Here is a 19,399-nt window from a genome sequence, read left to right on the forward strand (position 1 = left end):
GTAGGTAAAACATCTGGAAAATGAGTGGAGTTGATTTTTAGCTCAATGCATCGCTTTCAGTAGTGCAAAAATCGTGCCAAAGGTACAGGTACAATCAACCTGGATCGGGCAAAATAAATTCTTGAATTGGCACAGTTTTTGCACAATACCCATTGAGCGATCGCTCCATAAAATCAACCGAAAAGTCAACCGCCTATGCTCCTCCGACGCTGGACTCTCCGACAGCAACTCACCATTTTATCGATTCTGTTCGTTGGCTTAAGCGGTATGGCGTTATGGCTCGGATTCCAGCTCTTCGCTAGCCTAGAAGGTGCCGTAGTTGCCCATAACCAACGCGAGCTAGCCAGCGCCAATACTCGACTGATCAAGCTATTTTGGGAAGCAAATTCTAGCCAAACAGGAGTAGTGGGAAAGCAGTTGGAGAATATTTCAACGGAAGCGTTAGCCAATTTTTCGCGGGTAGAAGGAGGATTCTATCTGCTTCAGCAAGACCAATTGCTGGGTTATGCTTTCCCAACGCATGGCGGACTTATTCCCAAAACTGATGTTCCTCCGGCAGAACGAGAGGCAATTTTGCAATTGGTGCGTCGAGCCACCAGCCAGGGTCTCCCGCAAGAACTGGTGCTGCGTCCAAAGCTAGACACTTTGGTACTAAGAGCCGATCCCCTACCCCTCTGGGGAGCCGTATGGACGATGAAACGCTCGCCCCGCAGCGAAGATAGCCAGCAAAAAATTCTCAGTTTGCTTGTGGTCTTCGGCATTCTCGTTGTGGGCGTATGGACGTTTGCGATCGCGCTTCAGCTTCAGTGGGGCGTACAGCGACTCCAACGCAGCATTCAAGCAATGGAAGCAAATCCAACGGAACAAATTCCACCGCTACCCGCCGAGATGGGATTGCTGGGCAAAGCCATTAATACGATGCAGTCGCGTCGGCAAGAGTTAGAGCAGCGCTTATATCGTGTAGAGCGGCTGGCTTCTTTGGGACAGCTTGTGGCGGGAGTTGCCCACGAAGTCCGCAATCCACTTGCCAGCATCCGACTTAATCTACAATACATTGATCGTCAACTGCAAAAGCATGGGCTGCAAGGTTTACCGATCGCCAGTCTGTTAGAGCAAGTCGATCGCTTAGAACAACTTGTGCGGCGACTGCTGTATTTTGACCAGAACCAGCAGCAAGAAACCCCAGTGATGATTTCATTAGGGGCGATCGTCGAAGAATCGGTTGCTCTCTTACGCCTGAAAGCCGAAGAGCAAAACGTTGAATTGATTGATAAAGCGCCTGGTTCACTGCCAGAAGTTCCCCTACGCCGCCGCGAGTTAGGTCAGGTGATGGTCAATCTTATTCTGAATGCGATTCAAGCAAGTTCAGAAGGCGGGCAGGTTACGATTGCCGTCGAGCCGATCAAGGAACACACAGCCGAAAAAGCATCCTTTGCCTGGGTTATTTGGGTCGAAGACCAGGGAGCAGGATTGTCTGTGACAGAGCAGGAGCGAATCTTTGATCCGTTCTACTCCACCAAACCGGAAGGCACTGGGCTAGGACTGGCGATCAGCCACGAAATTATTACCCGCAACGGTGGCTACATTGAGGTGAAATCGCACCCCGGATGGACGCGGTTTAGCGTTTATTTACCAGAGCGAGGAGCAGAGTGATGGCTAAGATTCTGATTATTGATGACGAAAAAGCCCTCCGACAGGCGATCGCCCAAATTCTCCAGGATGAAGGCTACGAAATTCTGGAAGCAGCTGATGGTGAGCAAGGGTTGAAGCTATTGGCGAGTGATCGTCCCGATCTAGTGTTCTTGGACTTGAAGATGCCCAAGACTCAGGGAATGACTGTGCTCAAGCAGTTAGACCAAAAGCTGTTTGAGTTTCCTGTGATTGTAATGACGGCGTATGGCACGAGCCGCACCGCGATTGAGGCAATGCAGTTAGGCGCTTACGATTATCTCACGAAGCCCTTTGATCTGGACGAGTTGGTGAGCCTGACGCAACGCGCTTTAGCCCACCATCAAGTAGACATCGATCAAGTCGGGCAATCAGATTTACAAAGCGTGGGACACCCGGAGGAACTGTTGGGACGATCACCCGCCATGCAGTCTATCTTTAAGTTGATTGGTCGCGTCGCACCCGGAAATACAACGGTGCTAATCACAGGCGAGTCAGGGACGGGAAAAGAGTTAGTCGCTTCAACCCTCCATGCTGCCAGTCCCCGCAGTAAAGGATCACTTGTAAAAGTCAACTGTGCTGCCCTGCCGGAGCATTTGCTAGAAGCAGAACTCTTTGGGCATGAAAAAGGAGCATTTACCGGAGCCAATCACTTGCGGATTGGGCGTTTTGAACAGGCAAATGGCGGCACAATTTTTCTAGATGAAGTGGGGGAATTAAGCCCTGTGATTCAAGGCAAACTGCTGCGCGTGTTGCAAGATCATTCGTTTGAACGCTTGGGCAGCAACCAAACCCGTATGGTAGATGTGCGAATCATTGCTGCCACGAATCGCAATTTAGAACAGATGGTGCGATCAAACCAGTTTCGGGAAGACCTTTACTACCGCTTCAATGTTGTGCGAATTGAACTACCACCTTTGCGTGGTCGCCCCGAAGATTTAGACCAACTGACTCAGCACTTTCTAAGCATACTGGCACTGCGTCGCGGTTTAAAGCAACTGGCGATGACCAAAGCTGCAATGACTAAGCTGAGAAGTTCCCCCTTTCCGGGCAATGTTCGGGAGTTACAAAACACGTTAGAGCGTGCTGCCGTTCTCTCTGGAGGGCGAACCATCCTCCCAGAGCATCTCATTTTTAGCCAGGAAACCCAAAGCAAAGAGCAAGACACGGAGACAAGGGAACAAGGAAACAAGGGAATACAGAAACTTTAATTCAAAATTCAAAATTCTTACCCCACACCCTAATCCATGCCCTTCTCAACCCCATCTCTAGAAACACATCTCGAAACGCAAGCCGTTTTATACCCGACGTTGCGCTATCTGGTGCGCCTGTTGCCGATGGATCACCGCCGCGTCAGAAACCAGCTTCAGGAAGAGGCAAAATACAATCCATTTTTGCTACATCGATCAGCGACAAATCATCGAGAAGCCCTGCTAGAGGACGTTTTACCGGAATGGTACACGCCTGCTGCACCAGAGCCTAATTTACAAGTACACCTCGCCGGACAAATTTCTGCCCTGAGTCTACCGCTTAGGCAGCAGGAAGCACTCATTTATTTAACTCACTGGCTGTCACCATCCGGTTATCTGGAAGACTCGCCTGAGACGTGGGCAGGCGGAAGCCAATGGAATGCTGAAGAATTGGCAGAGGTTGTGCCTGTGCTGCAAAGCCTCGATCCACCAGGAATTGGGGCGCGATCGCTGCAAGAATGTCTGTTGCTACAGTTGCGCGATCAACCTCATTGTTTAGCCACTATTCTCGTGCAAAACCACCTGGAAGCGATCGCAGATTGCGTTGGAAAATCCGCACAAGCAACACTTAAGTGTCAGGCATTATTGCAATTGCTCCAGCAAGCTAACCCACATATCAGTCTCCATGATTTAAAAACGGCAATTCAGCAAATTCAAGCACTAGAACCCAGACCTGCGAGAAACTTCAGCCATAGTCCTGCGCCGATCATCACGCCTGATTTGAAAGCAGAACCACAAATAAACGGTTGGCAATTATCGCTGGCGTATGAAGTGAATCGTGATGTTTGCCTGAATCAAGAGGCGATTGCTTTATTAACCAAATCTAACCGCAAATCCCGTGAAGTTCAGCGTTTAGAATCCCTCTTGCAGAAAGCTCATAGCATCTTGACTGCACTGAATCAATGGCAGGAAAATTTGCTTAAAGTCGGACAATTTTTGTGCGATCACCAAAGCGCTTTTCTAGAAAGCAAAGACAGTCTAGATTTAGTGCCCACTCCCCAGCAAATGGTCGCGCAGGCAGTCGGCTTGTCGAATGCTACCGTGAGCCGCATTGTGCAGCAACGACATCTTTTAATCAACGGACACTCCAGTAAAATCGTGCCGCTAAAATCTCTCTGTACGTCCGTTCGGGTCGGCGGACGCACTTCACAGCAAGTGCAGCAGTTGATTCAACAATTGATTCAAGCAGAGTTACCAACAGAACCCTACACCGACGATCAATTAGCGCAATTACTGAAATTGCGCTTTGGTTTGGCGATCGCTCGTCGCACAGTCGTTAAATATCGCCAACTGGCAGGTATCGAAGGCTCTTTTCAACGCAAGTTAAACAATCCAAAAATAAGTCAGCACTAAAGTCATGAGTGTCAGTGGTACTCCAAATCGCAAATGTTCCCAAAAGGTGAGGCGATACCCTTGCTTGGCAACAGCTTCTGCCACAATCAGGTTTGCCACTGATCCGAGCAGCGTTAGGTTGCCTGCTAATGTTGATGCGGCAGCGAGTAGCAGCCAAGTGCGAGGATCGGGATGTGGAAGCAGATGATGTAGCAACAGCACGGCTGGTACATTCGACACCAAATTTGACAAGAGCGCAGTTACACCCAAAATGCTGAGTGGATCGTGCACAAACCGAGCAAAGCCATCTAACAAGCCGAGTTTTTGCACTCCCTCCGTTAAAATAAATAGCCCAGAGAACATGAGCAGCAAATCCCAATCCACTTTTGATAAAATTCGTTCTGGCTTGACGCGCCGCGTTACCAGCAATAAACCTGCGGCAATCAGTGTGGCTTCAGCAGTGGGAATGCCCATTAAAAAGGCAATCAGTAGTCCGGCTGTAATCAATAAGCTTTTCGTGAGTAAGGGCTTAAACACGCGGTAGCGCAAATGTTCCGGCTTCAAAGTGGGTTTCGTCGAGCGCACCTCTGGATACAGCCACCATAGCAAGCCAATTTGGATCAGCAATCCCACAATCGCTAGGGGTGTCAGCGCTTTGGCAAAATCCAGGTAGCTAATGCCCGAAAACGAGCCAATCAGGATGTTCTGGGGATTGCCACCAAGAGTAGCGACAGAGCCAATATTGGTTGCACCTGCTAACGCTAAGAGATAAGGAATCGGGTTGAGCTTGAGGGAAACCGTTAAACCCACAACTAGCGGTGTCAAGATTAGGGCGATCGTGTCATTCAAAAACAGGGCAGACAGCACACCGCTGCCAAAGGTTAGCACCACGATTAGCCCAAACGGACTGCGGACATAGCGCATCAGGTAATCCAGTGACAGTTGGAAGAACCCAGCCGTTGCCAGATTAGCGCCGATCACCATCATGCCGAACAAAAACACCAGGGTTTTGTAGTCGAGCGCGCTCCAAGCTGCTTTGAGATCCAGCACACCCAGCGCCATCAGGGCGGCAGCACCAACTAGGGCGATGGTTGCCCGGTTCATTCGCAGTCCCGGCAGGTAGCCCAGTCCCAAACCGACATAGGTTAGAACCACGACGAGATAGCGCAGAATCATCATGACTGGGCAACAGCCTGACGCTGGCTGGACTTGGTTTCGGGCACACAGAGCCAAAATACAGCCAAAGCAACAGCAGCGATCGCTGCCAGCATGAGAAACCCAGCATTGTATCCTGCTCGTTGCACCACTACACCTGCCAGTAGATTGCTTAAGCCTGCGCCAATGCCCACAGCCGTATTCAACATTCCTTGGGTCAAGTTAAACCGTCCGGTGCCTCGTGTCAAATCCGCAATCATCAGAATCGACAGCACGCCAAAAATGCCACCCGCTACACCATCTAAGATTTGCACTGAAACCAAGAAGTAGGGGTTGTTGCTGAGTGTATAAAGAATTCCCCGAATGGGCAATACGGCGAAGGCAAGCAGGAAAATAGGTTTACGTCCAGTCTCGGTCAGGCGACCTGTTAAACTGGATGCGGGAATCATGACTAACTGCGCCACAATAATGCAAGCAGACATATAAACGGTGGGATCTAAGCCTTTTCCTTCTGCCAGGCGTTGCCCGACTAACGGCAGCATGGCAGCATTGGCAAAGTGGAACAGAACAACGGCGATCGCAAAATAGCGAATGCGAGCATCACGAAACAATTGTTGCAGCCCAGCAAGGTGATGCCCAGGTGCGCTAGGTTCCTCGTCATCTGCCGCGCCTCGCGCCAACTCGTGGTCAATCTCGCGTCCGCGAATTCGCAAAGCTGAAAGGCTACTGCCGATCGCCATTGCTGCTACTAAAAAGAAAATACCCTTCGCGGTGACAAACTGTCCGATCAAGCCTGCTAATGTTGCGGCTAATAGGTTTCCAGCATGGTTAAACGTTTCGTTGCGCCCAATGCGACGGTCTAAGCGCTTGTGCCCCACTAACCCCAGCGTGATGGCGGCGATGGCGGGCGGAAAAATGGCAGCAGCAATCCCAATTAAAACCTGACTGGCAACTACGACTGGCAGTGTAGGGAACAGTACGATCGCAATGCAACCGATGGAAACTGCGATTGCGGCAATCATAATTAACAGCCGCTTTTGCCGCAGATTGTCAACTAACGCGCCTACTGGGGTTTGGGCGAGGACAGTGGCGATCGTCGAAGCCGAAAGCACCAACCCAATTTGGGCAGGTTCCCAACTTTGCGACGACTTGAGATACACACTGAGATACGGTCCCACCCCATCTCGCACATCTGCCAAAAATACATTCAAAGCATCGAGCGATCGTAAACTGGTACGGCTCGGTTTGCGGTTTTCTGACTGCTCAACTGCTGGCATGATTCATCACTGTGTAGATAGATAGTTTAGGAACATTCAATCGGACTCATGCCGGAATTTGCACTCAGTTAACCATTTACAAGTGGCTGGCTGAGTGACTATTCAAAGGCTACGGCACGATCGCCGCATAATTTGTCTTTCAAAAGCTGGAACAGCCTCAAATAAGGTGAATGTTCTCACTATTCTCTTGTGCAAAAACCGTGCCAAAGTGCATCATTGGGTTTGTAATTGGCGAATGGCGAACAGGCTGATCCCTCCGTAAAACCCAATCAGGATCGGGAGGGCAAATTCCCCGAGCGGCGATGCAAACCCCAGTCCTTCCGCCAGCCAGAAGGTGCCATACGACAGCAACATCACGCCTGCGCTCAACTTCAGCCAGACATCAGGGACAGTTAGCAGATAGCCATGCAGCATTGCGACAACTGCAACCGTTAATAACAGCGCCAATCCCGCTCCCGCTATTGCCTCTATCCACGTTCCAGACGCGAGACCGAGCGTTATCACCACCAGCGCTACTTCCAATGCTTCGATCGCTGCACTTTTCGTCATCACCAGAAAGTTAAGCTGACTGAACTGATTGCGTTTAGTTTCCAATGCAATGCCTTCAGATTCCAGGGGATTTGTGATCCAGCCTGCCCGTTTATGCCGAGCTTGACGCAAGATGGATTTTTTGTACCAACCCCAACCAAACCACAGCAGCACCAAGCCGATCGCGACTTGCAAGATCCGAATTGGAATATATTGAAGTCCGGTTCCCATTAAGGCTGAAACAATGCCAACTCCCATTAGTCCAGTGATTGTCCCCCAAATGGCTTCTCGCGGATAGCCTGACCGAAAGATGGCATAGGCGATCGCCGCTGTCTCAAAAAACTCGACGCTGGCACTGCCTAATGATGCGACAAAAATTCCGACATTCATCTTAAACCCTCAGATGTTGGACTTAGTGACCTCAGACATTACCTGCGGCTGCAACACTCGCACCAGTGCCGGATACGTCTGTCGCACTTTGCTATAGAGTCTGCCCGTATCGCCCAATGGCTTGGAGAGACTATCCATATTCATCGCAAACAGTACCAGATCGCCGGGATGAACTTCACGCGGCAATAATTCTAGATGCAAGACAGCGTTGACTAGCACCAGCATCAACAAACATAGCCACTTTGCCACTTCCATCACGGTGTCTGTGCTGGACATAAACAACTCCAGTTTCACCGACTGGCGGAAAAAAGACTCTTGATGTTTGAAGAGTGCTTGCTTTTCTAAATCACTGGTGGAAGCCGCAATCCGGCTCTGAAGCTGCAAAATATTGCTGCTGGCTTTTTGAATCCAACGACCAAACACAAACACAATGAGTACAGGGGGGACAGTGCCCATAATCAATGCCGGAATCCAGGCTGGAGCTAGTTTTAACTGCCAGATCAGCACCGACACAATACCCGCTACAATATGCCACGAGTCTTTGTAAATTAGGTCGAGTCCACCTTTGGCACGATCGCAATCAAACAACAGCCGCGAAATATCCTGAGCATCCTGCTCCTGCTGCCGTCGCGCCAGATAGGTGCGCTGTAAGTGAATGATTTGGCGCAAATCGTAAGCCCGGTTGAGGACGCGATCAAGCAACCCCAATAAACCCAAGCCCGCATGGATGCCCCCAAACAGCAACACGTACTTGAGCAAAATAGAGCCATCAGCAGAACCGTTTGCCTTCATGCCATCCACAAAGCCTTTCCACAGCCAAGCCTGACTGGGTGCCAGCGCCGCATTGAGCACGGTAGAGAGAATCGAAGCCGTCAGCCAATACGGATATGCCAGCAGCACCCGCAGCATATCGCGCAACAGGGACACTGGCTTGGGTTGGGGCGTGATATCCTTGGAGGGAGTTTGTAGCAAAGTAGTTACCAAATTTGAATTCATCACAAAACTCCAGTTGAACAAGCAAGCTATGGCAGCAGCCAGATCCCGGCAGGATTAGGAGCAATGCCCTGCCGGGATCATTTCAGCCATTAGGCAATGTTTGCCTCTTGAGAAACTGGATGGGAATGAGGCTGCTTCGGCTCTAGCGTGTGTTTCAGTGCACGGCGATGCTGCTCGTCAGCACATTGAGCCTGATGTTCCGCTTGCTTTAAGTCCCCGGTTCGGAGGTGTTTTGCGGCTTCCAGGTGATGGTGTGCTGCCTGCTCATGATGCTCGATGGCTTTGCTAAGATGCTTTCGAGCCGGCTCTGCTTGCTCTGACAGAGATTCGCCATTGACCTGTAGCGTTGTAACCCGAAGGCTTGTTCTCGACTCGCGGCAAACCCCCATGCCTTCGGCAATCACCTGATCGCCTGGTTGAATCTGAGTCGCGCTTGCTTGAAAGCCTCGCGGAATTTGGAGTTGCGACCGATCGCTCAACAGTAGTCCCTTCAACTCTCCCTTATGCCCCACCAAATAGCGTTCCACGCTGCCTTGAACCGTGAAGGATTGCTCAGTTTCAAGTGGCGGTGCAGAGTCCGGTAGACCTGCAACTATCGTTGCCTGAGTACGGAAGTTGGTCAAGCTGAGGACGCGAAACTCTTGTCCGAAGGTCGAGGCAGTACCCGGTTCAACGGTGGCTTGAATGGGGTCACTTAACTGAACGACTTGCTGAAGCTCTGCATCCAAGTGCGACGGCAAGTGCAGTTGGGTGCCATCTTCAAGCAACAGCCCGTCTAGCTGTCCTTTCGGATTGCAAAGATACATTTTGACGATACCGTTAATGCTACTGAAAGGGGTTTTCATGATCAGTGATGGTTAAACGACATTACTAACCAGTGCAAAATCCATGCCATCCAGGGAATAGACGCAACTGCTCACTCTGATTCCCCCTGTACGCCCCAATTTTTTTCATTAGACCCGTCCTAAAACTTGCAAGCCAATATTTGCAAGGCTTTGAGACCAATCCTTGCAGATTCTCTTAAAACGTAACAATTACGGTTTGATATCGTTACTGATAGTTTAGAGCCGAAAAATGAAGTGATGCATTCAAGGCGATAAGCCTGCGGCATGGCTTCGCTTACCGCTAATTGTTATTGATGATAATTACCTCGTTAAAACTCAAGTACCAATTAGACTTGTCCGAAACATTAACTTAGGAAAAGAAAAATGGTAAAACGTTAAGTTGAGCGTTTACCATTTTTCAGAATTAGTTATGGTTTTTGATTATATCGAGAAATATCCACACAGAACAAAACAAATTTTAGGGATTAGTTACAAGCAACTACAATCATTATTAAATTGCGCCATAAAACGACACCAAGACATCAAAACTAAACAGGAGAGTCAGAAAATTAGAATGAATGCATCTGGTGGTGGTCGTCCCGAAAAGTTATCAACCGACGAACAAGTATGTTTGTGCTTATTTTATCTAAGACAGATGCCAACTTTTCTTGTATTAGGAATGTTATTTGAGGTATCGAAGACAGAGGCTAACGATACTTTTCATTACTGGATACCAATCCTGCGAGACATTTTACCCGCTGGTTTATTAGAACAAGTATCAAATAATGAGAGTGATTTACTATTTGTTCAAGAAATATTAACCAATTTTCGGCTGTTAGTCGATAGTCTAGAACAACCAATATATAGGGATTCTGACCAAAAGGAACAACAAAAATATTTTTCTGGTAAGAAGAGGCAACATACATTAAAAAGTTTAATGATTGGGATACCAGAAGGTAAGGATATTGTAGAAGTAGAGATAGGCGTTCCTGGGCCAACAGCAGATATAAAATTGTTTCGTCAATCTCAGCACAAATTTGATAAATCTCAACCTTTTTCAGGTGATAAAGGGTTTCAAGGTGGCGAAAACATAACTACTCCTCATAAAAGAAAACCGAAGCGAGAATTAACTCAACAGCAAAAAGATGAAAACAAGGCTTTATCTAGTAATCGAATATTCATTGAACATTTAATTCGATTACTTAAAATATTTCGCATAGCTTCACAAAGATTTCGATTAAAGCTCGATACTTATGAACAAATTATTTTCACAGTATGTGGATTGGTTAGATTAAGAATAGGTAGCTTAATTTTGCCAACTTAACTACTAAGAGTAGTCAGGAAAATCTCAAAAAATAGGAGTGATATTTTATGCCTCTAAACTAACAGTAACTGTCTCAAAGCCTTATTACTGCGTTTTTCCGCAAATATCAAAGTTTTGCCTCAAAGCTTTGAACAGTCTGGCTTTGGAGTTTTCGGACAAGTCTATTCAAAAGAGTGCCAGCCCGAAGATGTAGTAACTATCTGGATCAACAATGATGATATCGTCTGGGTAAAAATGACCCACGGCTATGCTCGATACCACAAACAGTCTTTCAAACGCGCAGTAGCAGAGATTAAAACAAGCCTTTCTACTCCAATAGAGCGCAATCAAAAGGAAGATGAGGAATTAAAACAAGCTGCTGACAAAATTGGCTTGTTAGATGAATGTGACTGGTTATCGTTGAGTATCCAACCCTATCCTGACAAGGTAATCGGTTATGCTGGCTGCTACACCTCACAAAAGCCTCAATTATTTTCCCCGCCTGCTGAATGGGACTTCACACCACTCAAATGGAATATGCCTGCTGCCATCTGTCCAGACTGCGATGGTCACGGCTGCGGCAACTGCTCGTATCGCGGGACTCGTGCAGAAGACTTGTGTACGCCAGTAAACGGCTACCGATTGACCTATGTAGGACGCACTGACACCCAGACGGCTCACAACGTCTATCTAGATGGTGAGTTTTTGGGAATACTCTTTAAGGTCAGGAATGCTGATGAGTTATGGGAAAACGACCCCAAGACCTACTACTAGCGCTGTGGCGATGGAGTGCAGTATTGGAGCGTCAGAGAGGCTGTAGAGGTGCTATCTAGAGTGACGACTCCGATTGAACTGCCTCTCTTGAGTCGGGAATTGGTAGCGGCATAAATGAAATGGTGGGTTTTAATACCCACCATGCAACCATAATCAATTCTTGTAAAATAAAACACAGTTCGCCTTTAAAACATGAGTAGCAAGCCTTACGATCAGTTTTCTAAGGAATTATTAGAGGAGTTGTTGTCTCCTTTAGGTAGAGTAGAAGTTAACAAACAAGTCACTGATGAAGCCAGATTTGTTGACGTTTTGTTTACAAGCACACCAACTGCCCAAGCTCAAAATCTTGGATTATTGGGTAGAATCGCTGTACTAAATACGGCACTTTTGGAACCATTCCGCAATCAACCAACTAGGTCAGAGGTACGCAACTGTTTTCTGAAACTGTTCACCGTGATTGCAGACTCACAACGCAAAGCCAAGCGAGAGAAAACCAGCTTACCAGAAGATAGTTTAGCTCGTTTATGGATTATATCGCCTAGTGCTTCCGCCTCTCTGTTGGAGGATTTAGAGGTTAAACTAGACTTAGAAAACTGGACGACTGGAGTTTACTTTTTCCAAAAATGTTTTCAAGCAGCAATAGTAGCGGTTAACAAGCTACCAGTAACAGAGGAAACATTATGGCTGAGGATTTTGGGTAGAGGCGAAACGCAACGTACTGCCATTGATGAATTGCTGGCATTACCCGAAAGCAACCAATTAAGACAAAATACTCTCAAACTGATTACTAATTTGCAGGTCATTATAGTTCAACAGCAAGAAACTTTAACAGAAGATGAGCAGGAATTAATTATGAATTTGTCGCAAGCTTACCAGCAGTGGGAAGAAACCACTAAGCAACAAGGAGTACAACAAGAACGCCGCCAAGTTGTAGAAAATTTGTTGAGATTCCGGTTTGGTGTTGTTGATGAAGAACTGTTGAGAGTCGTTGATAGTTTGTTGCAGTTAACGCCAGAAGAATTTACTCCGCTATGTCTTCAATTATCCCGTGAAGAGTTGTTGGTCAGGTTTAATTCACAAGGATAATCTTAATCCAATAACTGTTTTATAAAGCCCTTTTGTAGTAACAAGAGCGCTGTTTTATTGGCTCTGCACTTTATACATCTGAAATCAACGGCTTCGCCAAGACAAAAGTGAAATGTATTGGTATTGAACAATGAACCCTCAAGAAAATGCTGAACTACTTGCTGCTCTGATGCGCCAAGAGGAATTACTCAAGCAATTAGTTGCAGCAATCAATAAGCCGAAATTGGGACTTCACAGTGAAGCTGGCAGTAGCAAAATCTACTGCAATCGTCACAATGGTTATCTGTGGTACACCCTAAACAACAGTGAAGCAAGTGCGATTACCCAAACAGCCTTAACTGGATATTTGCGAGAACTTAAATTCGAGAAGTGTGAGCGCAGAGGAAAGGAAGTTTACAAGTTGCTGATTACAATTCAAGCAGACAGACTTTATATATTAGAAAGTGGGCATGAGACTCACTTTGCTAAATGTGTATTAGCCGCGATCGCAACTCTGACTCCACAACAGCTTTACTCTCCGCTCACGCTACAGCCTACTCCAGGAACAACCGATGAAAGCGTCTTATTCTGTCGGGTATGGGTAGAGTCGGAATTAGTTATGGCATCCTACAATGAGGAGACGAACTGGCGCGAGATCAGTAAACAGGCAATTGCTGTAATAAAAGCTGCGAATGAAATGGTATTTTAGTTCAAAGGTAGAGATGAAAAAAGGCAGGTAATCATTAATTCTGCCTTACGTTTACCAGATAAATTATTGCAGTTTACATGACAAACTTATTCCAAGTTATGTCTTAAGTATGAGTAATCCGCTGACTGTAAACAAGGCTTGTAGCTAGCAATACCATCAGTTGCTCAAGTTTTGTCTACAGCTTGCTGTGCTGTGTAATCACTATCACCAACAACAAGAGATGACTATAACAATTGTTCAGCCCAGTGTCGAAAACTTACAATAGTTTTCTGACTCGTTCGACATTGAAAAACTACTGCAATCTGACGGAATTCTGCCGTGGCTTTTGGCTAACGGTTGGGATTATAGCGACGAATCTTGTTTGATTGCAAATGTTATTGATGAGTCTACAAGCCTAGATGAAGTTTGGGACTCAGAGGAGTTTGATTTTAAGGCACTACCAATTCTGAAGTCGGTCTACGAGGTATTAAGGTATTCAAAAAGCTTGATGAAGCTGCTACCCAACTGAGGCAAGAGATTGCTTCAGTTCAAGAATGGATGAGTAGTGATACTGGCGATTGGATTTGTCCGATTGATTTAGCTCCACTCGTTTGGAATCAACTGCTTAATATTAGAGATAACATCGCCCCTGGACTGCGTAATCAGCTAAAAGTTGATTATGAAGCGGGACTTCTTGATTATCAAGAGCGAATTGACCAGTTTCTCTCACTTAACACTTGGGAATTACCTCATGATAAGCAAGAATCAGTCAAAGCCAACTTAATAATGGCTTTTCCGACTCTGACTGACCTTGAAGATTATCTCCAAGTCATTATTGGTCGTCCAGTGATTATCCCTACCCTGTCTGAACAACTCGACCATAAACAAGCCGAATGCTTGGAGCAAATCACGCGATTTATACAACAGTATGACTCTAACTTAGAGTAAAGACTAAGGGAATCAGCCCTCGCGGGTGGTGAACAACTCGCCGCGCAGCTTCTCTCTGAACTAGCCGATTGGGAGGGCGTAAACCTGTTCAGTTCAAGAAAAAGATGGAACGCCATCTGATGAAGGTTCAGGTACTACTAGCGAATGCTGACCAAGAAGCCGATAGCAGTCTGCAACAAATGATGGCACACATTGACTCGATTGTTAATGATCCGGCGATTGAGTCGAAGAATCTTGGTAGTGAGGGGCGCAGTCAGTTACAGCAAAAGATGCAAGAGATTCGCACCAAACTACTAGATGAACAACGCAATCTCCAACAGCTTGCAAGCTCTGATGTGGGCTTGTCGAAAGCTACAGTCATGTCTTTCAAGTTCAGGTAAAAAACAGTCTTGGGCGGAGTTACATCGCTCAAGACTAACTAATGAATTGGAAATGTGGTGTTCACCTCTGGGGTGTTCACCTCCAAAAGAATATCGCACTTTTACTATTTCTCAAACCAATTTTTAAAGCTTGGAGATAACTTGTGTCACACTTCTCAACTGTTAAAACCAAACTCATATCCCTTGAATGTTTAGTACAAGCTCTCACGGATCTAAATCTATCACCGCAAGTTTATGAAAAAGCATAGTCATTAAAAGGATACTACGGGTCATCTCAAGGACAAAGTGCTGAAATCATTGTATCTGGTCGTACCATTAAAGCCCGTGCAGACATCGGGTTCAAATGGAATCAGTCAAGCGGCATGTACGAAATAATACACGACAGTTATGAAACAGTTCCGAAACTGGGACAAGACTTTTTCACCAATAAGCTAATGCTGGCTTATGGACAACGCATGGTGAGAGCTAAAGCTGCCGAGTTACAAGAAAAGTTTGGAGAATGTGCGATCGCAGAATCAACCAACAGCACTGTACAAACTCTACGGCTGACTTTTGCCGGACATCAAGAAATACAACAATATGCAAGGAGATAAACTATGGAACGTTCAATTTTGATTCATTTTGACTCGGCTACAGGTGAAGTTCGAGTCGAAGCAGAAGGTTTTCAGGGACTAACTTGTTTGTCAGTAACCCAGCCATTTGAAGAGGCGTTGGGAGTTGTGGGCGAAAGCGATCGCATCTACAAAGAAGAGTCAGCCCGACAAATCCGTAACACTAACACCCACCAACAGTATCAGCGCCAGTAGTTAGTAATCAGTAGTCAGTTATAGCGGTTATCAGTCTACTTCAGTACAGTAGGAGAGAGCAATTCTACTGATAATTGGTGGTGATGAAAGCCTACTCTCTCGACTTGCGTCAAAAAATAGTTGATGCTTATGCCTGCGGTGACATTTCCCAACGAAAACTGGCTAAAAACTTTGGTGTCACCTTAAGTTTTGTGCAAAATTTACTCAAACGCCATCGAGAATTGGGGATGATAGGCCCCAAGGTGCGGACTGAGCAGACAGCAACAAAGTTGAATGCTGAACAGTTAGAAATCCTGCGCCAACTCGTCATAGCACAGCCCGATGCGACGTTAAGCGAATTGCGGGAACGACTTTACGAGAAAACAGAGGTCTTAATTGGGGTAGCTACGGTGAATCGGATGGTTCGCTGGAAACTTCACCTCAACCTCAAAAAAAAGTCTCCACCTCACAAAAAAAGGTAGTGATGAAGTCCAACTAGCCCGATTTGAGTACTGGAAACTCTTGAGGGGGATACCCGTCGAAGAGCTGATTTTCTTAGATGAATCGGGAGTTAATCTGTCCTTCATCCGCAAATGTGCCCGCGCCTTGCCTGGCCCTTCAGGCCTATGCTCAAAAGCCCAACCGCAAAGGGAAAAATGTCTCGGTAATTGGTGCAATTAGCTTGAAAGGACTGCTCACCCAATGGAGTGGCTTAGGTTCTATCGATGCTTTGACTTTTGATGCCTTCATCGCCCAAAAGCTCGTACCCAAACTTTGGCCTGGTGCAGTGGTGATCATGGATAACTGCTCAATCCATAAAAGTGATGAACTTGAAGCTTTGCTCATCGCTGCTGGCGCTCATCTCATTTATCTCCCCCCCTATTCTCCCGATTTTTCACCGATTGAGAATTGTTGGTCCAAGATTAAGAACATTCTCCGTCGCATCGGTGCAAGGACATACCCTGATTTACTCCAGGCATTAGATACGGCATTCGCAGAAGTGACAATAGAGAATTTGCTGGGTTGGTTTACTCACTGCTGCTACTGTACCTCACAAGACTGATAACCGCTATAACACTTCTAACTGACTACTGATAAAAAATATCGGCTTCGCCATTTCATAAATGAAGTAATTAAATAATTGACATGAAACTCTCAAATCTGCTCTCCACGCTCGATTCACAAATCCCTATCGCAGCGCTTGACGTGCTATCACCTGATGAAGCGACGATTATTCAATGGCTGACTACTGAAGCTAACAATAAGCTTTCATGTCCAGTGTTTTTCTGGAACCTCGGTGTGTCCAGTCTAGAACAGTGCCTGATTGCGTCGGATGGTGGTTTAATATTTAAGCCAGTAGCAGAGTATAAAAAGCCGCCCCAGGCTGATCCACGATTGTATGTGTTTGATTACATTGCTAATTTTAACGGTGTTGGAGTGTTTATCTTGGGAGACATTCACCCGTTTGTTGCCAAGAACTCACCTCAGTTATCATGGGAGATTTTAAGTAAGGTAAAAAACCTTTACCACAGGTTAAAACCTACAGATAAACGCATTGTGCTGTTAGGTCAGAACCAAAAGTGTTGAATGTTAAGAAAAATCCGATAAAAACAGCCCAAAATATGTTAAATTTTGGGCGGAAGATTAAAGTATATCTATTTGATAGTGATTATAAATTCATTTCCCAAGATTGTCAAAGATATCTTGAGAGGACTGCCAAAAAACGATTATCCAGTATTGAACAGTCGTCTGTTCTTTGAGTGCTGGTTATCTTATGCTATGGATAACAGCTTAACAAGTATGCGAGATTTGTTTAACAGATTAAATAACAATTGTTTTGAGGTAGATATTTCTACTTTCTCTAAGGCAAACTTACATCGAAGCCAAAAACCTTTTCAAGAAATTCACCAAAAATTAAATGAATTAGTGCAGAATAAAACTCAAAAAAAGTTACACAATAAATATGCAATTTGTCCAATAGATTCAACAATTATTACTCTCACAAGTAAATTGTTATGGGTATTAGGACACCATCAAGTAAAACTTTTCAGTTCTCTAAATCTAGCTACTGGAAGTCCATCAGATAACTTCATAAACTTTGGACATGACCATAACTATAAATTTGGTTCTAAAATCATGTCTAGTCTACCAATAAATGCTGTTGGAGTAATGAATAGGGGTTTTGCTGGATTAAAATTTATCCAAGAATTAGTACAAGAAAACAAATATTTTGTTTTGCGGATAAAAAATAATTGGAAATTAGAATTTGATAGCTCAAATGAGTTGGTCAAAGTCGGTGCATCTGATGATGCTCAAGCCTATAGAGTAATTAATTTTTGTGATTTAGACGCGAAAACCGAGTTTCGCTTAGTTACTAATTTACCTGCTGATGGAGAGGCTGCCGTTAGTGATGATGAAATTAGGGATATTTATCGATTACGTTGGGGAGTTGAATTGTTATGGAAGTTTTTAAAGATGCACTTAAAACTTGACAAATTAATTACTAAGAACGTCAATGGTATCACTATACAAATTTACGTTAGTTTAATAGCTTATCTAATTTTACAGATATTATCTATTCCACAACAATGGGGACATACGCTATTAGATAAATTCCGCTATTTACAATCTTGTATGTGTCAGAAAATCAGTTATGTTCATTGGTTTGAGGAGATGATGTCATGTTGACTATTTTAGGCTTAAGAGAGTTAGTGTAACTAGATATGTAAAGTTTTGTATTAGGATTCAACATTTCTGGGTCAGAACATACAACTACACAAATCCTTAGTCAGATTGATTCCTTATTGTGAAGTTCCTTTACCTAGTATTGACCAAATACTACTTCATATCAATTCATATTTACACGACTTACAACAGTCTGCTATTGAGCAAGAACTAACTTTTACTATTTCCCTGGAACATGCTGAAAAAGAAACTCTTTCTCGTGCAGCACTGGGTTTAACTTTAGAAGAAATCAGTGATTTTCTGCGGTTAACAGTCAAAGAAAACTTAACTAATGATGGTGTCGTTGTTGATGCTGATTTCATCCCCAAAGCCGTCGAGTACAAAACTCGGCTACTGTCTCAAATGGGTATCGAATTGGGTAAACCTGCGATAATCGCATTCGGCGGTTTGGATCTACTACGCGAATGGCTGACTCGGCGGCGGCGGCTATTCACACAAGAGGCGCGTGAGCTACACCTACCCCAACCTAAAGGTGTATTGCTTGCAGGGCCGCCCGGTACAGGTAAAACATTATTGGCTAAAAACATTGCTAACATCCTTAATTTACCACTACTCCAGCTAGACATTGCATCCCTCTTAGGCAGTCTGATAGGCGAGTCTGAGGGGAATGTACGCCGCGCATTAAAGACTGCTGAGGCGACCGCACCCTGCGTTTTATGGATTGACGAAATAGAAAAAGCACTTTCGGGGACTGGTGACACGAGTGGAGTCTCACAGAGAATTCTGGGCAATATTCTCACGTTTATGTCGGAATCTCAGTGTGGTGTCTTTGTCGTGGCAACTTGTAATGACCCCTCTGCACTACCGTCTGAGCTTAAGAGGAAAGGCCGTTTTGATGAAAACTTTTTCGTCGATTTACCATCTGAACCAGAGCGTGTACAGATTCTAAGCATTCATCTACAACGCTTTGGCATTCACCTGGAATCCGAATATCTCGAAGCGATCGCAGCTTCCACCGTGAAATTCTCCGGCGCTGAATTGGAGACGTTAGCTTCGGAAGCTGCTCTGCTGGCATTCGATGAGGGTAGACCGCAACAGGTGACGCTTAATGATTTGGAGAATTGCCGTCAAACCATTACTCCGCTTGCCATTCAGGATGCTGCGGCAGTCGAGCGAATGCAGTCTTGGGCATCGACCGCACGACGGGCTAGTAGTCCTGTGGTTGCGGCGAAAACTCAATCGCTACGTGCTGCTAAGTTTCGGAATATGAACTGATGAGAAAGCGATTGTCTCCTGATTCTATGAGGCGATCGCTTTTTCTTCTAGTAATTGATAGCAACCTTTTAATAGT

Annotated in this window: 17 protein-coding genes and 4 pseudogenes; 15 read left to right on the plus strand and 6 right to left on the minus strand. The window is 45.6% G+C overall.

Annotated features, from left to right (window positions below; all coding sequences use genetic code 11):
• Nucleotides 1-195 precede the first annotated feature (195 nt).
• From FBB35_RS07030 to FBB35_RS07040, 3 genes are read left to right on the plus strand one after another with little or no spacing between them, the layout of a single operon-like run.
• A complete protein-coding gene (locus FBB35_RS07030; RefSeq protein ID WP_174709062.1) occupies nt 196-1,653 on the plus strand; it encodes a nitrogen regulation protein NR(II) in 1,458 nt (485 codons plus the stop codon).
• The gene (locus tag FBB35_RS07035; RefSeq protein WP_174709063.1) at nt 1,653-2,879 is read left to right on the plus strand and encodes a sigma-54 dependent transcriptional regulator; all 1,227 of its coding nucleotides are present in this window, start codon (nt 1,653-1,655) and stop codon (nt 2,877-2,879) included. The genes FBB35_RS07030 and FBB35_RS07035 overlap by 1 nt, the downstream gene beginning before the upstream one ends.
• Nucleotides 2,880-2,915: 36 nt before the next feature.
• Nucleotides 2,916-4,271, plus strand: coding sequence for an RNA polymerase subunit sigma-54 (locus tag FBB35_RS07040; protein ID WP_174709064.1), 1,356 nt, complete (start codon nt 2,916-2,918; stop codon nt 4,269-4,271).
• On the opposite strand, the gene FBB35_RS07045 is transcribed toward FBB35_RS07040, so the two are convergent.
• The 6 genes from FBB35_RS07045 to FBB35_RS07065 form a co-directional block, all read right to left on the minus strand.
• Nucleotides 4,242-5,429: an anion transporter gene (locus FBB35_RS07045; protein WP_174713550.1), complete on the minus strand. Its 1,188-nt coding sequence runs from the start codon at nt 5,427-5,429 to the stop codon at nt 4,242-4,244. The two genes, FBB35_RS07040 and FBB35_RS07045, sit on opposite strands and share 30 nt — an antisense overlap.
• Nucleotides 5,426-6,682, minus strand: coding sequence for an MFS transporter (locus FBB35_RS07050; RefSeq protein ID WP_174709065.1), 1,257 nt, complete (start codon nt 6,680-6,682; stop codon nt 5,426-5,428). The genes FBB35_RS07045 and FBB35_RS07050 overlap by 4 nt, the downstream gene beginning before the upstream one ends.
• A gap of 213 nt (nt 6,683-6,895) precedes the next feature.
• The gene (locus FBB35_RS07055; protein ID WP_174709066.1) at nt 6,896-7,600 is read right to left on the minus strand and encodes a COG4280 domain-containing protein; all 705 of its coding nucleotides are present in this window, start codon (nt 7,598-7,600) and stop codon (nt 6,896-6,898) included.
• A 9-nt stretch (nt 7,601-7,609) separates the two neighbouring features.
• Nucleotides 7,610-8,392: an ABC transporter ATP-binding protein gene (locus FBB35_RS07060; RefSeq protein ID WP_254625849.1), complete on the minus strand. Its 783-nt coding sequence runs from the start codon at nt 8,390-8,392 to the stop codon at nt 7,610-7,612.
• Complete coding sequence (locus tag FBB35_RS34380) at nt 8,370-8,621, minus strand: hypothetical protein (protein WP_254625850.1); 252 nt, start codon at nt 8,619-8,621, stop codon at nt 8,370-8,372. The genes FBB35_RS07060 and FBB35_RS34380 overlap by 23 nt, the downstream gene beginning before the upstream one ends.
• Nucleotides 8,622-8,685: 64 nt before the next feature.
• The gene (locus FBB35_RS07065) at nt 8,686-9,324 is read right to left on the minus strand and encodes a hypothetical protein (RefSeq protein ID WP_174709068.1); all 639 of its coding nucleotides are present in this window, start codon (nt 9,322-9,324) and stop codon (nt 8,686-8,688) included.
• Nucleotides 9,325-9,994: 670 nt separating this feature from the next.
• Here FBB35_RS07065 and FBB35_RS07070 point away from each other — a divergent pair.
• The 12 genes and pseudogenes from FBB35_RS07070 to FBB35_RS07120 form a co-directional block, all read left to right on the plus strand.
• The gene (locus FBB35_RS07070) at nt 9,995-10,744 is read left to right on the plus strand and encodes a transposase family protein (protein WP_368041824.1); all 750 of its coding nucleotides are present in this window, start codon (nt 9,995-9,997) and stop codon (nt 10,742-10,744) included.
• 114 nt (nt 10,745-10,858) lie between these two features.
• A complete protein-coding gene (locus FBB35_RS07075) occupies nt 10,859-11,497 on the plus strand; it encodes a hypothetical protein (protein WP_254625851.1) in 639 nt (212 codons plus the stop codon).
• 192 nt (nt 11,498-11,689) lie between these two features.
• Entirely contained in the window at nt 11,690-12,583 is an 894-nt protein-coding gene (locus tag FBB35_RS07080; protein WP_174709070.1) for a hypothetical protein, read from the plus strand.
• A 130-nt stretch (nt 12,584-12,713) separates the two neighbouring features.
• Nucleotides 12,714-13,271 carry a hypothetical protein gene (locus FBB35_RS07085; protein WP_174709071.1) on the plus strand — a complete coding sequence of 186 codons (558 nt, stop codon included), beginning with the start codon at nt 12,714-12,716 and terminating at the stop codon, nt 13,269-13,271.
• A 441-nt stretch (nt 13,272-13,712) separates the two neighbouring features.
• A pseudogene (locus FBB35_RS07090) lies at nt 13,713-14,578 on the plus strand (hypothetical protein); the annotation flags it as partial.
• 143 nt (nt 14,579-14,721) lie between these two features.
• A pseudogene (locus FBB35_RS07095) lies at nt 14,722-15,171 on the plus strand (DUF1257 domain-containing protein).
• Between the two features lie 3 nt (nt 15,172-15,174).
• Nucleotides 15,175-15,384 (plus strand): DUF2997 domain-containing protein, encoded by a 210-nt coding sequence (locus tag FBB35_RS07100; RefSeq protein ID WP_174709072.1) that lies wholly within the window; start codon nt 15,175-15,177, stop codon nt 15,382-15,384.
• 83 nt (nt 15,385-15,467) lie between these two features.
• The gene (locus FBB35_RS34385; protein WP_254625633.1) at nt 15,468-15,845 is read left to right on the plus strand and encodes a transposase; all 378 of its coding nucleotides are present in this window, start codon (nt 15,468-15,470) and stop codon (nt 15,843-15,845) included.
• Nucleotides 15,846-15,922: 77 nt separating this feature from the next.
• The gene (locus tag FBB35_RS34390; protein WP_254625695.1) at nt 15,923-16,426 is read left to right on the plus strand and encodes a transposase; all 504 of its coding nucleotides are present in this window, start codon (nt 15,923-15,925) and stop codon (nt 16,424-16,426) included.
• Between the two features lie 83 nt (nt 16,427-16,509).
• Nucleotides 16,510-16,938: pseudogene (locus FBB35_RS07110) on the plus strand (ATPase); the annotation flags it as partial.
• A gap of 90 nt (nt 16,939-17,028) precedes the next feature.
• Complete coding sequence (locus FBB35_RS07115; RefSeq protein ID WP_174709073.1) at nt 17,029-18,051, plus strand: IS4 family transposase; 1,023 nt, start codon at nt 17,029-17,031, stop codon at nt 18,049-18,051.
• Between the two features lie 66 nt (nt 18,052-18,117).
• Nucleotides 18,118-19,323 (plus strand): annotated as a pseudogene (locus tag FBB35_RS07120) (AAA family ATPase); the annotation flags it as partial.
• Nucleotides 19,324-19,399 lie beyond the last annotated feature (76 nt).

The sequence above is a fragment of the Nostoc sp. TCL240-02 genome (genome assembly GCF_013343235.1).
Classification (GTDB): Bacteria; Cyanobacteriota; Cyanobacteriia; order Cyanobacteriales; family Nostocaceae; genus Nostoc.